The 15,618-nt window shown below is 46.9% G+C and carries 14 protein-coding genes; 1 reads left to right on the forward strand and 13 read right to left on the reverse strand.

Annotation, left to right across the window (positions count from 1 at the left end):
* Positions 1-149: 149 nt before the first annotated feature.
* On the forward strand, positions 150-1,286 hold the full coding sequence (gene ytvI, locus GC098_RS09330; protein ID WP_171642908.1) for a sporulation integral membrane protein YtvI: 1,137 nt from the start codon (positions 150-152) through the stop codon (positions 1,284-1,286).
* Between the two features lie 23 nt (positions 1,287-1,309).
* Here ytvI and GC098_RS09335 read toward each other — a convergent pair whose 3' ends face one another.
* The 13 genes from GC098_RS09335 to GC098_RS09395 form a co-directional block, all read right to left on the reverse strand.
* A complete protein-coding gene (locus GC098_RS09335; protein WP_171642909.1) occupies positions 1,310-1,705 on the reverse strand; it encodes an FxsA family protein in 396 nt (131 codons plus the stop codon).
* 14 nt (positions 1,706-1,719) lie between these two features.
* Entirely contained in the window at positions 1,720-2,184 is a 465-nt protein-coding gene (locus GC098_RS09340; protein WP_171642910.1) for an acyl-CoA thioesterase, read from the reverse strand.
* A 201-nt stretch (positions 2,185-2,385) separates the two neighbouring features.
* Positions 2,386-3,936, reverse strand: coding sequence for an FAD-dependent oxidoreductase (locus GC098_RS09345; RefSeq protein WP_216625216.1), 1,551 nt, complete (start codon positions 3,934-3,936; stop codon positions 2,386-2,388).
* A 42-nt stretch (positions 3,937-3,978) separates the two neighbouring features.
* Complete coding sequence (locus GC098_RS09350) at positions 3,979-5,928, reverse strand: right-handed parallel beta-helix repeat-containing protein (RefSeq protein WP_171642911.1); 1,950 nt, start codon at positions 5,926-5,928, stop codon at positions 3,979-3,981.
* Positions 5,929-5,944: 16 nt separating this feature from the next.
* Positions 5,945-7,702 (reverse strand): glycosyl hydrolase family 28-related protein, encoded by a 1,758-nt coding sequence (locus GC098_RS09355; RefSeq protein ID WP_171642912.1) that lies wholly within the window; start codon positions 7,700-7,702, stop codon positions 5,945-5,947.
* Between the two features lie 104 nt (positions 7,703-7,806).
* Positions 7,807-9,078, reverse strand: coding sequence for a Gfo/Idh/MocA family protein (locus GC098_RS09360; RefSeq protein ID WP_171642913.1), 1,272 nt, complete (start codon positions 9,076-9,078; stop codon positions 7,807-7,809).
* Positions 9,079-9,084: 6 nt separating this feature from the next.
* Positions 9,085-9,915, reverse strand: a complete 831-nt coding sequence (locus GC098_RS09365; protein ID WP_171642914.1) for a carbohydrate ABC transporter permease — start codon at positions 9,913-9,915, stop codon at positions 9,085-9,087.
* Positions 9,908-10,786, reverse strand: a complete 879-nt coding sequence (locus GC098_RS09370) for a carbohydrate ABC transporter permease (protein ID WP_171642915.1) — start codon at positions 10,784-10,786, stop codon at positions 9,908-9,910. Before GC098_RS09370 ends, GC098_RS09365 begins: the two co-directional genes overlap by 8 nt.
* Before the next feature lie 36 nt (positions 10,787-10,822).
* Complete coding sequence (locus GC098_RS09375) at positions 10,823-12,136, reverse strand: ABC transporter substrate-binding protein (protein ID WP_171642916.1); 1,314 nt, start codon at positions 12,134-12,136, stop codon at positions 10,823-10,825.
* Between the two features lie 37 nt (positions 12,137-12,173).
* Positions 12,174-13,268 (reverse strand): hypothetical protein, encoded by a 1,095-nt coding sequence (locus tag GC098_RS09380; RefSeq protein ID WP_171642917.1) that lies wholly within the window; start codon positions 13,266-13,268, stop codon positions 12,174-12,176.
* 14 nt (positions 13,269-13,282) lie between these two features.
* Positions 13,283-14,068 carry a creatininase family protein gene (locus GC098_RS09385; protein ID WP_171642918.1) on the reverse strand — a complete coding sequence of 262 codons (786 nt, stop codon included), beginning with the start codon at positions 14,066-14,068 and terminating at the stop codon, positions 13,283-13,285.
* Positions 14,065-14,817 carry an SDR family NAD(P)-dependent oxidoreductase gene (locus tag GC098_RS09390; protein ID WP_171642919.1) on the reverse strand — a complete coding sequence of 251 codons (753 nt, stop codon included), beginning with the start codon at positions 14,815-14,817 and terminating at the stop codon, positions 14,065-14,067. The genes GC098_RS09385 and GC098_RS09390 overlap by 4 nt, the downstream gene beginning before the upstream one ends.
* A gap of 20 nt (positions 14,818-14,837) precedes the next feature.
* Entirely contained in the window at positions 14,838-15,614 is a 777-nt protein-coding gene (locus GC098_RS09395) for an IclR family transcriptional regulator (protein WP_171642920.1), read from the reverse strand.
* Positions 15,615-15,618: the final 4 nt, after the last annotated feature.

Consider the following 15,618-nt stretch of genomic DNA (forward strand, 5'->3'; position numbering starts at 1 on the left):
TTATCTTCATTGTACTATGCGTGCTCTACACCGACAATGCAGAATCCCCTTTTTTAGTATATGAAGATTTTGTAAAGGTGATGTTATTTCCGTATTTATCCAAGATCATGTTACAATGAAAAGACTTGAAACAAGGAGAGAAAAAGACCATGGGTATCCTGAATCCACGTTTAGTTCATCAGATTTTCAGGGGCATTTGGGTGGCACTAATCATTGTTCTAATCGGACTCGCTTTCTACTATGTTATCCCACTGATTTACCCATTTATTTTCGGCTGGATTCTAGCTCTTATGCTTAATCCCCTTGTGAACTTCTTCCAATTCAAGGTAAAGTTGCCGCGCTGGCTTGCTGTGACCTTATCCATGTTGTTATTCATAAGTGCCATGGTTACGGCCATAACCTTACTAGTTGCGAATATAGTCGTAGAATTAGGATCACTTGCGGATACCTTGCAGATTCAGATTAACCTATGGGTGGAGCAATTCAATGTTTTCATTAACTCAACGGCTTTCCAAAATTGGATTGAACGTATTAATCAGTTTTTTGAAAATAACCCGAAATACCAAGAAACCGTCAACAACAATTTATCTTCGACAGCAGGCTCCATTGCAGACGTGAGTAAGTTCATTATTGGCTATGTATTTGATACTTTGAAAAGATTTCTAACTTCTTTGCCGAATATCGCAACCATCACTATTATTGTTATGCTGGCCACCTTTTTCATTAGTAAAGATTGGTATCAGCTTATCAAACGATATAAAGGGATCTTCTCCGACATGATTGTGAAGACAACCCAATTGATTCGGACCGATTTGCAAAAAGCACTTTTCGGCTACATGCGCGCCCAACTGATTCTTGTTTCGCTAACCGCTCTTGTGGTCATCATTGGCTTGCTGGTCTTGCGCGTTGACTATGCCATAACCATCGGTTTATTAACAGGCTTAGCAGACCTGATGCCTTACTTGGGGACAGGTGCGGTTATGGTACCTTGGATCTTATATGTTTTCTTTGCGCAAGGAGACTATTTCCTCGGAATCGGCCTCAGTGTTCTGTATGGTGTCATCGTGATTGCCAGACAGATTATGGAGCCTAAGGTGCTCGCCTTTTCAGTCGGATTAGACCCTCTGGCTACGTTAATCGCCATGTTCGTTGGATTGAAACTATTCGGACTCCTCGGGCTTCTTGTTGGTCCTGTGACTCTCATTCTGATTGCTGCGTTCTATCGCGCAAGAATCTTTCATGATATGGCGGCTTACATACAAAAAGGCTCGGTTCCTCCCAAATAGACGGGGTGACCGAGCCTTTGTTTTTATCTGCGTTTAATGATATTGATGCGGCCTCTGCCGATTTGCTTTTGAATCAGTGCAAGCAGCATTACCTTGAAGATCGGTCTCGTGTAAGGAAAAACAAGTAGAAATCCGAAAATATCGGTGATGAACCCCGGTGTAATTAATAGAATGCCTCCGATGAAAATACAGATTCCATCTAACAAATGCTGTGCAGGCAGTTGGCCCTGAGACCACTCAAACTTGGCATACTCCAGCACTTTGCGTCCTTCCCGCTTGGCGAAATAGGCACCTAAGAAGCCGCTTATTATAATAAGCGCGAATGTTGTCCAGCCGCCAATAAAATGCCCAAGTGTAATAAGAAGCGTAATTTCTATGGCAGGCACTAGAATTAAAATGGCAAGAATGATACGAAACATAAGCTCAGCCCCTTTTATGAATACTTAGCTAACAGCTGCCATAATTCTGGCGCTTCCTTCTCTATACGTATTGGCTTCCAAGAAGGATTCACCCAAACGTGACGAGTTGCTCCAGTAACAAGTAATTCCCCAGTAGGTTGTGCAGCAGAATCTTCGTTTAGAGTCATCATTTCTTCCGAAACTTTACGGATTTCATAAGCAAAATGGAGCCGAACACTGCTCATGTCAATCACTCGTGTGTTCACGCATACCAAGTCATCATAACGTGCAGGCTTCTTGAACTTAATCTCTGCTTCAACAAGCGGCAGCAATAGCCCCTTCTCCTCAATTCGCCGGTATGGGTATCCAAGCTCCCTGATAAGTTCGGTCCTCCCAATCTCGAACCACGTCAAATAGTTGGCATGGTACACAACCCCCATTTGATCCGTTTCTTCATATCTCACACGAAACTGATGCTGATGCCAATGTTCCTGAGTCATGTTGTTTGATCCTCCGGTGAAAAGTCTTTGATCTATTATATCACAAAGGGAACGATTAAAAGTTAGGGAGACGAGAGGGAAACGTGGAGAAGTGAAGCGGTCATTCCCCATACCAAAAGGTCTCCCACTGATGTGGGAGACCTTTTGGTAGTGTATAGTAGTTATGATTTGGAATTCCGGGGGAACAGCTGACTTGGGCCGTTATACTTGAATAATTTGTCCATCTAATTCTAACCGTTCCCTAAGGACCTCGTAATCAACATCCTGAACCGCACATCCTTGTTCTATGGCCAAAGCAGCCGCAGTTGCCGCAGATTGCCCCAAGATCATAAAAATCGGCTCCATTCTGATCGAACCATAGGCGATATGGGAAGACGATAAGCAGACCGGAACCAGGAGATTGGAACACTCCTCTCCCCTTGGTACAATTGCGCGATAAGAGATCGGATAAGCGCCGGTTGGACTGATTTCAACGTTACCTTCATTCACACAACGTCCATCCAGTACGATTCTCCTGCAATTATGTGAATCCATGGTATAAGCGGCAAGTCCAATGGAATCCGTTACCTTTTCAATTTTGCGGCAGTGACGCTCCGTCATGACGACTTCGGATACCATTCGTCGAGCTTCACGTACGTACAATTGGTGAGGCCACCCATTCGTATCCAAGAATTCATCGGCAGGAAGTCCCCACTGCCTCATTTCACCTCTAATGCGGGCAGGAATACTATCATCATTTGAGAGAAAATAAAGCAGGCCCAAATTGTAATTGACGTGGTCTTGATAAATTCGCTCTCTAGTTGCATAATCGCCGTCCGGCCAATCATAATTGCCGCCAATATGATCGGTACTGAAACCTCCTCGATTATTCAAATCCGTTTTCCCACGGGGCATCATGACATTCAGCTTTAACGCATCCCATACCCCTGAGCGGATATATCGGGCCATTAGAGCAAACCGTCCGGGATCATAATGGGAAGGTTGCGGGAACGGGATCTGATTATCCGGCACGTTCGTAAGGCAAATGCGGAAATTATACGCTTGAACGCATTTGTCTCCCTGACCTTGAAATCCCGGCTCTGCATCGCTGACACCGGGAAGCAGGCCGCTGTCCGGCTTCCCTTCGATTCTATACGGGTCAACCCATGTATAGAAATTATGCTTTGGGTGTCCGAAATGAATGCCATTCAGCGTTTCCTTGTATAAGGAATTTGACTCTCGACCGACATGGTAGGAAATGCCGGCACGGGCTAACAGATCACCTTCATAAGTCGCATCGATGAAGATAGATGCAGAGAAGGTATTACCATTCTCCATGGTGATTCTGGTTATCCGACCGTTCTGCATGTCAACTTTATCTAAATGCTGTTTGTAGTAAACGGGTACCGCTGCATCCTGCACCCATTCCGTAAAGATCCGTTCTGCGATATGGGGCTCAAACGCCCACGCTGCCCCATCCGATTCGCGGCTGCCATAATGTTTGCCCAACGTTCTATAGAATGCTCTGGACAGTCCCCCGATGGCCTCCTCGCTGCCGATATCCGTTCGACCCAGGCCACTGGCCGACATTCCACCAAGATGCATGCCAAATTCTGCAATCACTGCTCGAAGTCCCATCCTGCTCGCTTGAACCGCAGCGACAATCCCTGCTGGAGTTCCCCCAAATATACATAGATCCGCTTGAACATGCTTCGGATTTGATTCAGCGTTCCCCTCAGCCGAGTAATATGTTAACAGGTTGAAGTCAGTCAATGCTTTGCCACCTGCTTTCCTTATATGTTACCGGTATCCCCTTCAACTTGTACCAAACCAAAAACCGATCACATTCACAATCTCCCAGAATCCGTCCGCTCTGCCGATCACGGTAATCGAGTCTCCCGGATTTGCCGACTGAATCAACGGTAATCCCCCTTGTGGTGTCCAAATCGCTGATCCTGCCGAAGTTGTAATCTTTAACATAGATGACTTCTCAATGAAAAAGGTAAATAAGAATCCTTTTTTTGCTGCTGGCAAAGAAAGCAAGATGTCGCCCGAAGCATCAGCATTCGTAATTTTAGTGCCCATCCAGCTTAAGCTGACGGGACCGGATGAACCGACTTTTTGCAGGGGCAGCGAAACATTCGAGATAACCACTTCAGAAGTGGCCGCGTCAATCGAATAAAGGCTTTGTGCTCCTCCTCTCACACTGCAATTCACGTATTTCATGCCCCGAATTTGCTCATTATTATTCTTTTTGGCAGTGAATCCTCTGACGATTATCGGAACAGCCCGTTCATCAATCGATTCGCAGTCATAATACTCCACGTTGCCGATCGCTACTCTCGGAAACTGCGGTACTGTGGTAACGATGAACGAAGAACCGAAGCCATAGGGGTCCTCTGGCGCGTTCACCGTGTTACAGTTGACCGCTCTGCAGCGGACATATGTCGTCTTGATGCTATCGGGAGAACAGGACAACACGGAATATCCGGCGTACTGTTCGTTTTCCGCTGTGCAGTCGATCAGCCGCACTTCGCCTTTAACCCCTTTTGTTCCATCCCCGCCATAATTGATGGAGTATCCGAATGAATTCCCCTTGGTTCGGCATCCTTCAAATGTAATGTCGATCCGATCGTTAGCTGATGTTAGTTTCTGCAAGCTAACCAGGAAGCCGCGTCCGATATTCCCCTCCGCTACGCAGTTAACGAAACGTACCCGCTTCAGGACCTCCCGACCCGTCGTATTGTTGGGTTCAATATCAACGCCACTCTTCGGCGATGTCCCTGTCGTATTATTAAAGCGGCAGTTTTCCACAAGCAGCCCCTCTACCGTAATGACGGAAAGCCCCTGACGCCGATTATTATTGGCTGTACAGTTGGTTAACACAATATTTTTACAGTAAGACTGGACCGCCAGATAGGCTCCAACATAAAAACCATCTCCACCACTGTCGTTGGCGTTAATCCGCTCAATGACCACGTTCTCTGAACCGCTGATGTCAAAAATGTGGGCCTGCTCCCCGGTGGAATAGACCGCTTTGTTCATTTGCAATGTCGCACCGTTCCCGATTACATGGACATTCCTAACGTCCAGAATTCGGATTAGTCGTTCATACGGCGCTTTGAGGTTCAATGTGTCGATCGCCTGGACGACTGTTCCGGGTTCGAATTCGATGACCGTGTCGCTTGGAAAATACAACTGGCCCGTAAGATAGAACCCGCTGCGCTGCTTGGGAATAAACAACTTCCTGCCAGCTGCCGCCCGGAGCGCGTTCTGCAGCTGCTGTGTTTCGACCGTTACACCATCGCCTTTTGCACCAAACCAAGAAGCGCTAATCGTATCGCCGCTGTATACTCTTAGGAAACGCCGCCCGTTGAGACCTACGATAAGGGTTCCATCATTGTCGGCAGAGGAAGTGTCATTCGCATCATAAAGGAAGAAGCCTTCTCTTCCTTTATCCGTCACATAATAAGCAAAGGCTGGATTGATTAGAGTACCCGTTCTTAATTGAGACAAGGTTGTGGCCACACAAACTTTGTATTGGTCCAAATCCATCAACGGAAAGCTGGTATTATTGTTTCCGTATACCGCTCCTGTAACAGACTGTTCCGAACTGCCACGTGCAATTCCGAATCGGCCGAAGAACAGCCCTTCAGCTGTTAATGCCGCCCCTGCTGCTCCTAAGGTAGCAAGCAGCTTTCGTCTACTAATTGGCCCTTGCATCTTATTGGCTTCGTTGAATGCTTCCTTTTGCTTATCCTCCATCGACAATACCTCCCATTCAATTTCCAATCGTATTCAGAGTTACCCACGTCCCGGGAGTCCCATCAGAAACGCACACCCATCCCGCTGGTGCGGAAATGGAGGGCAGAGAGTTCCAGAGCATTGTTCCTTGCTTCCAAGTACCTGAAGTCGGCGAAGCCTGAGCCCATCCCACCGAAGCCCCTTTTGTCTGAATCTCAGGCGATGACCATTGAATCAAATACTGCGGATTGAATACCGGGGTACCGCTGCCGCCAAACACATTATTTTCGGTAATCCGAATATTGGAGCCATTAGCTGCCGCGTCAATCTGTATACACTTGCTTTGAGCTTCCGTCACATTCCCGTCGAATAGTGTGTTCATAACTATAGCTCCAAACCAATAGCCTACATTACCAATACTCGTCAATTGATTTCCTGTCAGATGATGCAACCCCGTAGACTGGGTACCGTCGAACCGAACTGCTCCATAGGAGGAGTTGATATTCTTGATTTGGTTCCCAGAGAATTTGACAGCTTGACAGTCCGTGAACGATACAGCAATTGCGCGTGCGGAGTCAATATAGTTATCCTTAACCAGAGGCGCCGCCGAATTGCTAATCGACCAGCCAGAAGCGCCCGTGGCATAATCCCGGTTGCCGCTGATTTCCAGTCCCTTCACTACTTTGGAAGAAATAATCATGCGGGCGTCAGAGACAGAGCCATAGAACTCATTGTCACGGATCGACACATTTTCCGTATCGGAGGGAGAGGTATTAGCTCGGAAGAAATAACGGGCTTTCCCCTTATTTCCGGCGATCGTGATCCGTTGATTTTTATAGGACGCATTGGGATTATACGAATTAATGAAATAAATTTCACTGTAAAATTCGTTCTCCTCGATCCATATATCTTCCACAAGGTCTGTTCCCGTAGAAGATTTATTCGGCTCCAAATCGATTGTAGCCACGTAAGGGAACGGATCACTAATGACATTCCGGCTGATCCATATTTTGCGGCCGGATACGATGGCGACAGCACATCGGCGGGGATTGCTTATCACATTCTCGCGAACGTGGATGTTCTCGCTTGGCGCAATGTAATTGGAGCCTATATAGACACAATCCCCGTACGGCGCATCCAGGACGTTATTATGAACAAACACATTTTTGGAATTGATGATATATATCAGATGAGATTGCTCATTCAACGTGCCACCCGAGTAATTACCATTTAGATGTAGTCCTGTCACATGAAGTCCGCCATTGACGTAACTCTGGATCAGAAACATCCGTTTCGCTATCGACCCATCCGGACTTTCCATTCGGATTTCCGGCATCCCCATGCCAATGATAGAATTGGACAATGCGACCGATCCCGACAGTTTGTAGTATGAAGAGCTTCTTGGCACAATGATCGATTTGCCATTTGCTGCAGCCGCTTGAAACGCCGCCGTATCGTCTGTTGTACCGTCCCCAACTGCTCCGTAATCGAGTACGTTCACATAGCCCGGATCGCTGCTGCTCAGACTGCTTGGCATCACAACAGAATTGCCATAAACACTGGTTGTAACCGTGGCCCCCGTAGCAGCGGCTTCCAAAGATAACAACCGCATAAGCGTACCCCCAGCGGCTATCGTCACTCCCGCGGTTCCCAGTATGTTCAGCAGCTTACGCCGCACGGGTGAACGGATGCCTCCATCCTCCTCCCTTACCTCCTCTTTCCTTACAATTTCCTCTTGCTGTCCGTCCTTACCTTGCGACTGAAGCCTTTGCTCATTAGTTTGGAAATCCGTCATCCTGATCCCTCCAATTGACTAAGGTTTTAGATGCATACGGTCTACTCAGAGCTGTTATCTATTTACTGAAGAAAGCATGTCAGCCATGCTCCCGCCAGCGCATCTCATATCAAATGAATCTGTCTAGCCCGTTCCCGAATATCAAGCAAATAATCTTCAAAGACGACTGTCTTTCCCGTGATACGGGACTGTTCTGCGGCAAAAACTACCATGTGACTATACGCAGACACAATACCATGAGAGATTCCTGAAGTTGACGGGTTGCTGATCAGCCTGACCACATCCCGAATCATCCCGTAATCACCTCCGCTGTGTCCACCATCTAGTTTTGGCGGCACGATCTGTTCGTTTTGCCCGGAATACATCCGAATTTCTATTTCATTTTTTTCCAAATGCCCGCGAATTTCTCCCAAGGTTCCCATGATTTTAAATGTTCTGGAACTTTCGTTCGTAAAAGCACTCATGGTAAACGAGACAGTCGCTCCGCCCTGAAACTGCAAATTCACAACCTGATGGTCGACGACGTCATTATCGCAGCGATACACGCATTTGCCGTAAGGTCCCTCTGTAATCGCTTTCCATCTTTGATCCAGCTTCGGCTCTGGACTAACGGCATTATGGGGCCATGTGTCCTTCTCGTTGTAGTACCACTTGAGCGCAGAATATGGACAGTCGGCCTCAACGGCGCATCCGTCCGTACAGCGTTCTGTCGATCCTTCAGGTGCATGTTCCTGATTGAAATACGACAGGTTTCCAAAAGAAGAAATCAGTTGGCAATTATCTCCAACCAGCCATTGAATTAAATCCAAATCATGACAGCATTTCGCCAGCAACATAGGGCTGGATTGAGCTTCATTTCGCCAATTCCCTCGGACATAGCTGTGAGCTTGATGCCAGTATCCAACATTCTCATTCCACTGAATGGACATCACTGTACCGATCCGTCCCTCTGATAGCAGCTTTTTGACTGTTTGAAAATAAGGTGTATACCTCAGCACATGGCATACGAACAACGATTTCCCAAGACGCTCGGCTTCTTCCGCAAGCGCTAAGGTTTCTTCGGGTTTAGGCGACATAGGCTTCTCCAACATGACGTGATATCCTTGTCTAAGTGCTTGCAACGCCGGCTCCACATGGTCATTGTCCTGCGTACAGATAAGCGCAAGATCTGCGCGCTTTGGTCCGGCGAGAAGCGACTTCCAAGTGGTGTACTGTTCGTTAACGGCAATCCCGTGCTGCTTTGCAAACCGTTCTCTCCTATAGGTGTCTATCTCAGCTACAGCAAGGAATTGAAGCTCATGCGGATGCTTCAAAGCATAGGGGGCGTAAGCTCTCGTACCTCTTACACCCGCCCCGATCAATATGGCACTTATCAAATATATTCACCCTTTCAACCCTGTTGAGGCGATACCTTGAATAAAATATTTTTGCGCAAAAGAAAATACCAGCATTACCGGAATGACAGTGATAACTGCCCCAGCCATAACTAACGTCATCTTGTTATCAACTTCATTTTTTAAAAATAGAAGGCCCAGAGGAAGGGTATACAGTTTTTTATTCTGCAAATAAATGAGCGGCTCCAGCGTATTGTTCCAGGCACTTATGAAAGTGAACACCGCAAGCGCCGACAAAGCTGGCTTAGATAAGGGCAAATAAATCTTGTAAAAGATTTTCCATGGATTAGCTCCATCCACATAGGCCGCATCATATAATTCTCTGGGCAGCGTTTTGAAAAACTGATGCAGAAGGAAAATACCGAAGGCACTTCCCAGAAAACTTCGCAAGACAAGCGGATAAAAGGTATCCAGCCCGCCAAGCGTTTTCCAGATGAAATACGTAGGAATCATCGTAATTTGCGAAGGCAGCATCATCGTTCCGAGCATCGAAATGAAGATAAGATTCCGTCCACGGAACTGAAAAAAGGCAAGACCATAAGCAACCAGCGCACAGGATGCAACGGTACCGATTAAATCTACAACCGTCACGCCTATACTGTTCAGGGTATAGCGGACAAAATGAACCTCTGTCCATACTTTCGCGTAATTGTTCCATACAATCGGGTTCGGCAGCAGCTTCGGAGGCAAGGAGAGTTCAGTTCCCGCTTGCATCAGCGATGTGGAAATCATCCAGAAGAATGGCACCAGCATAATCAGCGCTCCCCCTCCCAAAACAAGGTAAGCGATCCCATGCAGCATGGCATTCGGTTTATTCATAGTGAACCCACCTTTTTTCCGTGACCTTCTGTACGAAAGTAATGCCCAAGATGATTATGAAAAGCCCCCATGCCATCGCAGAGGCACTGCCCATCTTAAAGTTCATGAACGCATCCCGGTAAATCAGGATGTTCGGCACCATGTTGCGGTCAGCCACCGCTGTAATATCTCCTAGCATGACTAGAAAGACATCGAAAGCGTGAAAAGCCGAGATCGTCGATAAAATCATGACCATGTAAACCATCGGAGAAACAATCGGAACCGTAATTTTCGCAAACAACGTCCACCCAGAAGCGCCATCCATCTGAGCCGCTTCTATCATTTCTTTGGATATGTTTTGCATGCCGGCTAAAATCAGCACCATCGAATAGCCGGCCCCCTTCCAAATATTGACCAAGGCAATTGAACCAATAACAAGCCACCATTTATTGCTTCTGATCCAATCGATAGGAGAGATATGTATCTGCTCCAGCAGCCAATTCAGAATTCCGTAATCATTTTGATAAATCCAAAGCCAGATCATACCCCCCGCAACCCAAGGCGTAATAACCGGCAGAAAATAGATCATGCGGAACAACGTTTTGCCTCGTATCTGTTGATTCAGCAAGTAAGCCAGGATTAGGGCCGATCCCGTTTGAAGGGGAACAAACAGCAAGGAAAAGTAGCTTACATTGCGAAGTGACAGCCAGAACGTCTTCAGCGTAAGAAATTGCGTCCAATTCCTTATTCCAATCCACTGTGGGTCATTGAACAAATCCCATTTAGTAAAAGTCAAGTAGAAAGAAAACACAAACGGGAAGGCGAAGAAAACAACAAGCTGCAGCACGAATGGCAGAGTGAAACAGAACCCCCAATAACCTTGTTTTTGCATGTATGCACCTCTTTTGCTCTAACGATCATTAGGCAACTATTTATTGTCATCGAGTATGGCCTGAACCTTCGTCTGAATCTCCTTGGCGCCTTCTTCTGGCGCTTTTTTACCGTCCATAATATCATCCAGAATTGGATTTGCCGCAGCCCGCCACTCGTTCCAAGATGGATTCTCATCCAATGTTGAACCAGCTTCTTCAATGCCCTTGGTATAGGCTTTTTTGTTAGTCGGTTTAAACGACAGCTTCTCTACTGCCTCAAGTGCGCTCTTTTTGACCGGAAGGCTTGCCCCGCTTTCAGATAGATAGCCCTGCGCTTCGTCGCTTAAGTAATACTTAAGAAAGGTCCAGGCGGCTTCTTTCGCTTCCTTACTGGCCTTGGAGTATATCAACCATTCGTTCACAACCATTGGCACGAAACGCTTGCCATCGGAACCGAAAGGAAGCTTAACCGTATCCCAATCCAGGTTTGGGCTGCTTTTGTTAATGGAAACCTGACTTGAATATTGAAGGAAGACCATCGCCGATTTTCCATTCTCGAATAGCTTTCCGGTTGCTGCAACTTCTCGGGTAGGACTGATCTTCAGCTTGTTAATCGTGTCAGCCCACTGAGTCAGGCCTTGAATTGACTTCTGATCAGTGAACATGGCTTTTGTAAGGGTTGGATCCAGTGCTGAGCCTCCAACCGATTTCATCCAAGGCAGCCAGCCCGACGTAATGTTGTTCCCCGTTTGAAAGCCATATACATCTGGTTTTCCATCCCCGTTGGTGTCCTTCGTCAGTTTTTTTGCCGTTTCAATCAAATCTTGATATGTCCAATCGTCCGTTGGGAAGGGAATGTTACTTTCCTTAAACAGCGTCTTGTTATAAGCAAGCGCCACTGGGTTTATGCCGTGAGGTATACCATATATTTTGCCTTCAGGCGTTTTTGCCGATAAAAGCGCATTTGCATAATCGTCAGTCTTTAAATCACGCTTCAAGTAGGGCTCGAGATTTTCCGCTACACCCCGTTTACCATAACCAAGTATGACCGCATTCTCTTGAAACCAAATGTCTGGCGGATTGTTGCCTGCAATGCGGGTAACGATTTTTTTGGTAAAATCAGCCCAAGGGGCTTCATCAATATCCAGCTTAATGTTTGGATATTTCGCTTGGAAGCCGTCGATGATTTTTTTGCTTGTAATATCGTAGCTACCAGGGAGCCCGATCTTCAAGGTAACCTCTTTTTGTGGAATTGGGGAAGAGGTTGGGCTTCCAGAATCGGATGGGGTTCCGGAATCGGATGGTTTAGCACAAGCTGTCATTAGTAATGTTAATACGAGCGGTATATAAATTACTTTGAATGTTCTCATAGATAATCCTCCTAATATAGGGATCTTTAAGCGAAGCTTAAAGTTCCTTCGGCGAGTAACAGACCGCGAGCTGCGGTGTCATCATTTTCCGACCGAAATGTAGCGCTTCCATACCGAAATTGATCAAGCCCGTTGTTACAAAGGTTCGTTCCATCGGAACGGGGGAACTGCCAGATAGTATCATTTGCTCAATGCAATGTGTAAGTTTCTCAAAATGCTTGTATGGCCGATCAAGACCACTTTCACACCTTGCTGACGTTACTCTGCCTTCTGCGTCTCTGAAAGCGAACGCCCATTCCCTAACAAACCGTTGCAGTTGAAGCACATAACCCTTGAGTCCATCTGAATATTCGATAATGAATAAGACCGGCACATCGACATGGTCTCTTGGGTGACCGGGCAACTCCCCGCGAACCGTGCGCAATGCGCTTAGCATTAAATGCTCGGGTACGACTCCTTGGTCCATTGCAGCCCAGACAGAACGCCCTTCCAGTGCCTGGACAGATTTGATTCCCGTCTCTCCACCTCTTCTTTGCTCTGCGAGCGACTGCAGCACCTCCATCCCGTGATATCCGTACGATTCAATCCCGAGCCAACTAATGACGAAGATCTCTCGTACCTCCAGCAGTTTCTCTATAGAAAATTCAGGAACATGAGGGGTATGAGGAATGGACGACCCGCCAAGGAAAGGAAGCCTTCTCGACGCCAATCCTTGGTAAATCCACTCTGCCTCTTCCATACGAAAAGACAAATGCTTATCGTTAAAAATAGGGACCTTCAAACCTAATCGGTCCAGCGCTTGAAAGGTCTCTTCGAAGAAACGCAGTCTTGGATAAAGTTTCTGCCGCTTTTCATTCCATGGATAGTCCCCATGCTCTCCGATCAACAAAATACCATCAATTCCCCCTACGGAATTGCTTTCGGAGATGGCTTCTCCGATGGTCGAATAAATCGCTACCCCACAAACCTCTGCTTCAACCTTGCCCATATCATTTAGTGGAACCTGATCCAAGTAGAGAGCAGCGACTTTGATCTGGGGAACGAAATCCAATCTACCCAAGAGGCGACCCACGATGACCTCTGCATGAGAATCGTGGCGATATTCCGTCACTATGGCAACGACCCTTTTCATATCTGGCGATACCTTCATCTTTCAAATTCCTCTTCGGTGTTCATCCATTGACACACCTGCACTAACCATCGGGCCGCTGCATCAATCATAGCCTGCAAATAGAGCTCTCCCTTCGCTGCATCTGCCGTCAAGGCAGTGTCGGTATATCCATCATCTCCCGTTAAAAGACCATGCCGTCCAACGAAGGTTCCGGGAGGACCCGCATTAATCCATTCCCTCTTGGGATGAGAATCTCGAATCTGGTCCCATCTGACTAGCTGCGGTGCCAGTGCGGCAATAAGCGATGTCTCAAATCCTCCTGCGTGTCCAGGCACCATACCCATTTCACTTGCTTGCAAATCCGTAAGTTCGGCTCGACACAAGCTCCAATAGGAAGCGGAAGCAGTCCAAATCTTGTGATTCACGGCCAGATCCTGCGCCGCTTGATGCATCAAGGGTTCATTGCCACCGTGGCCGTTCAGGAAGAGGATGCGGCGGAAACCTCCGGCAATTAGACTTTCACCAATCTCTTGAAGCATATGCAAATACGTAGAAGACGAAAAAGAAAGCGTACCTCCGTAGGAAAGATGATGCTGGGAACAACCGATCGTAAGTGTGGGAGCTACTAGAAGATTCACAGAAGTTGAGGCTTTGACACAAGCGTTTGCTGCAATATGATCGCAGATGAGGGTATCCGTATAGACAGGCAAATGTGGGCCATGCTGCTCTGTTGCGGCTAATGGAATCACCGCAACAAAGCCTTGGGAAGCCTTTTGCTTTAGCGTTTCCCGTGTTTCATGATGGAAGTAAGGAATGGTCATAGCGAGAATCCTCCGTCTACATTAATCAGGGCCCCTGTCACATAGGAGGCGGCATCGGAAAGTAGAAATGCGGCAAGCTCGGATACTTCATCCGGTAGACCGGATCTGCCAATCGGTGTTTCTTTTGCAACCATTTCCTTAAAGGAAGGAGGCAGCATATGTAGGGACTCTTCGGTCTTAATGTCACCTGGCAGAAGAGCGTTCGCACGAATCCCAAGGCTGGCATAGTCGGCAGCGATGACCTTGGTTAATTGGTTGACTCCCGCTTTAGCCGCTCCATACGCTAGGCATTTGCGTTTTACCTTTTGACTCAATATAGACGATGTGTTTACAATAGCACCACCACCTGATCGAACCATGAGCTCCAGCCCAAATTTGTTAACCAGAAACGTGCTCGTTAACGTGCCTGCTAGAACTTGATTCCATTCCTCCACGGAGAGTTCCAAGGCTGGTTTCATCACTTGGGCATAAGCATTGTGATAAATGCCGTCCAACCGGCCAAACCTTATCACAATGCGCTCCATCAGCATTCGCACTTGACCTTCGTCGGCGGTATTCGCTTGGACGTAAAGCAACTGAGCTTCTTGCTCGACAGCTGCTTCCTTCAGCTTGCGTAAAGCAGTCGCATCATCAACGAGATCATTGACAACCACGCTAGCTCCTCGGCGAAGAAATAAGCATACACCAGACAATCCGATCTTGCCGAGCGCCCCCGTAATCAGGATCACTTTTCCATCTAGTTGCTCCACACGCAACTCCTCCTGTTCTTTTACGATTGCTGGTAATAGTTAATTAAACTAAGCTTGTAAGCGCCTTCGATTACCAGTTCCTTCATTCGACTCCAAATCTGTTCATTCCATCTTGTCGACGGAATGGATATACTCATGGCTGCAACGATCTTTTTTTCGGAATTATAGATCGGAGCGGCTGCACATTGGATCCCTTGGATCGCTTCACCACGGCTGTACGCTATGTTCTCTTGTCGAATTTCCTTAATATGCGCCATCAGATTCTCCAAGCTGTCAATGGTTTGTTCTGTCAGTACACCCAACTGCGATTCCGGATACAAGTCCGCAATTTCTTTGTCATTCAGACCGCTTAAGATCATCTTGCCCATCGCTGTTGAATGCAGAGGAAGCTGCATCCCCAAGTGCGACACCAACCTGACAAGCTGAGTGCTTTGCTTCTCGGCAATATACAGGATTTTATTATCGTTTCGGATGGACAAGTACACCGCCTCGTTGATCTCATTGACAATGTGCTGGGCGATTTGACCAAATTCAGTTGTCAAATTCGTATTTTGTACGTATTTGGCTCCGATTTCAAACACTTTATAACCGAGACGGAACGTTTTCCTGGACTCGTCTTTTTCCAGATAGCCTCGACTGATCAGATTTTGCAAAATTTTAAATACACTGCTGGTCGGTAAATCCAACCGCCGTGAAATTTCATTGAGATTTAACTCCATAACCTCGGCAAACAATTCAAATATATCAAGCACACGATCCGCTGATTTAACCGTCGGATTCTTCTTTTCTAAGTTCATGCAA

Origin of the sequence: Paenibacillus phytorum (assembly GCF_013141715.1) — a bacterium.
In the GTDB taxonomy this organism is placed as follows: domain Bacteria; phylum Bacillota; class Bacilli; order Paenibacillales; family NBRC-103111; genus Paenibacillus_E; species Paenibacillus_E phytorum.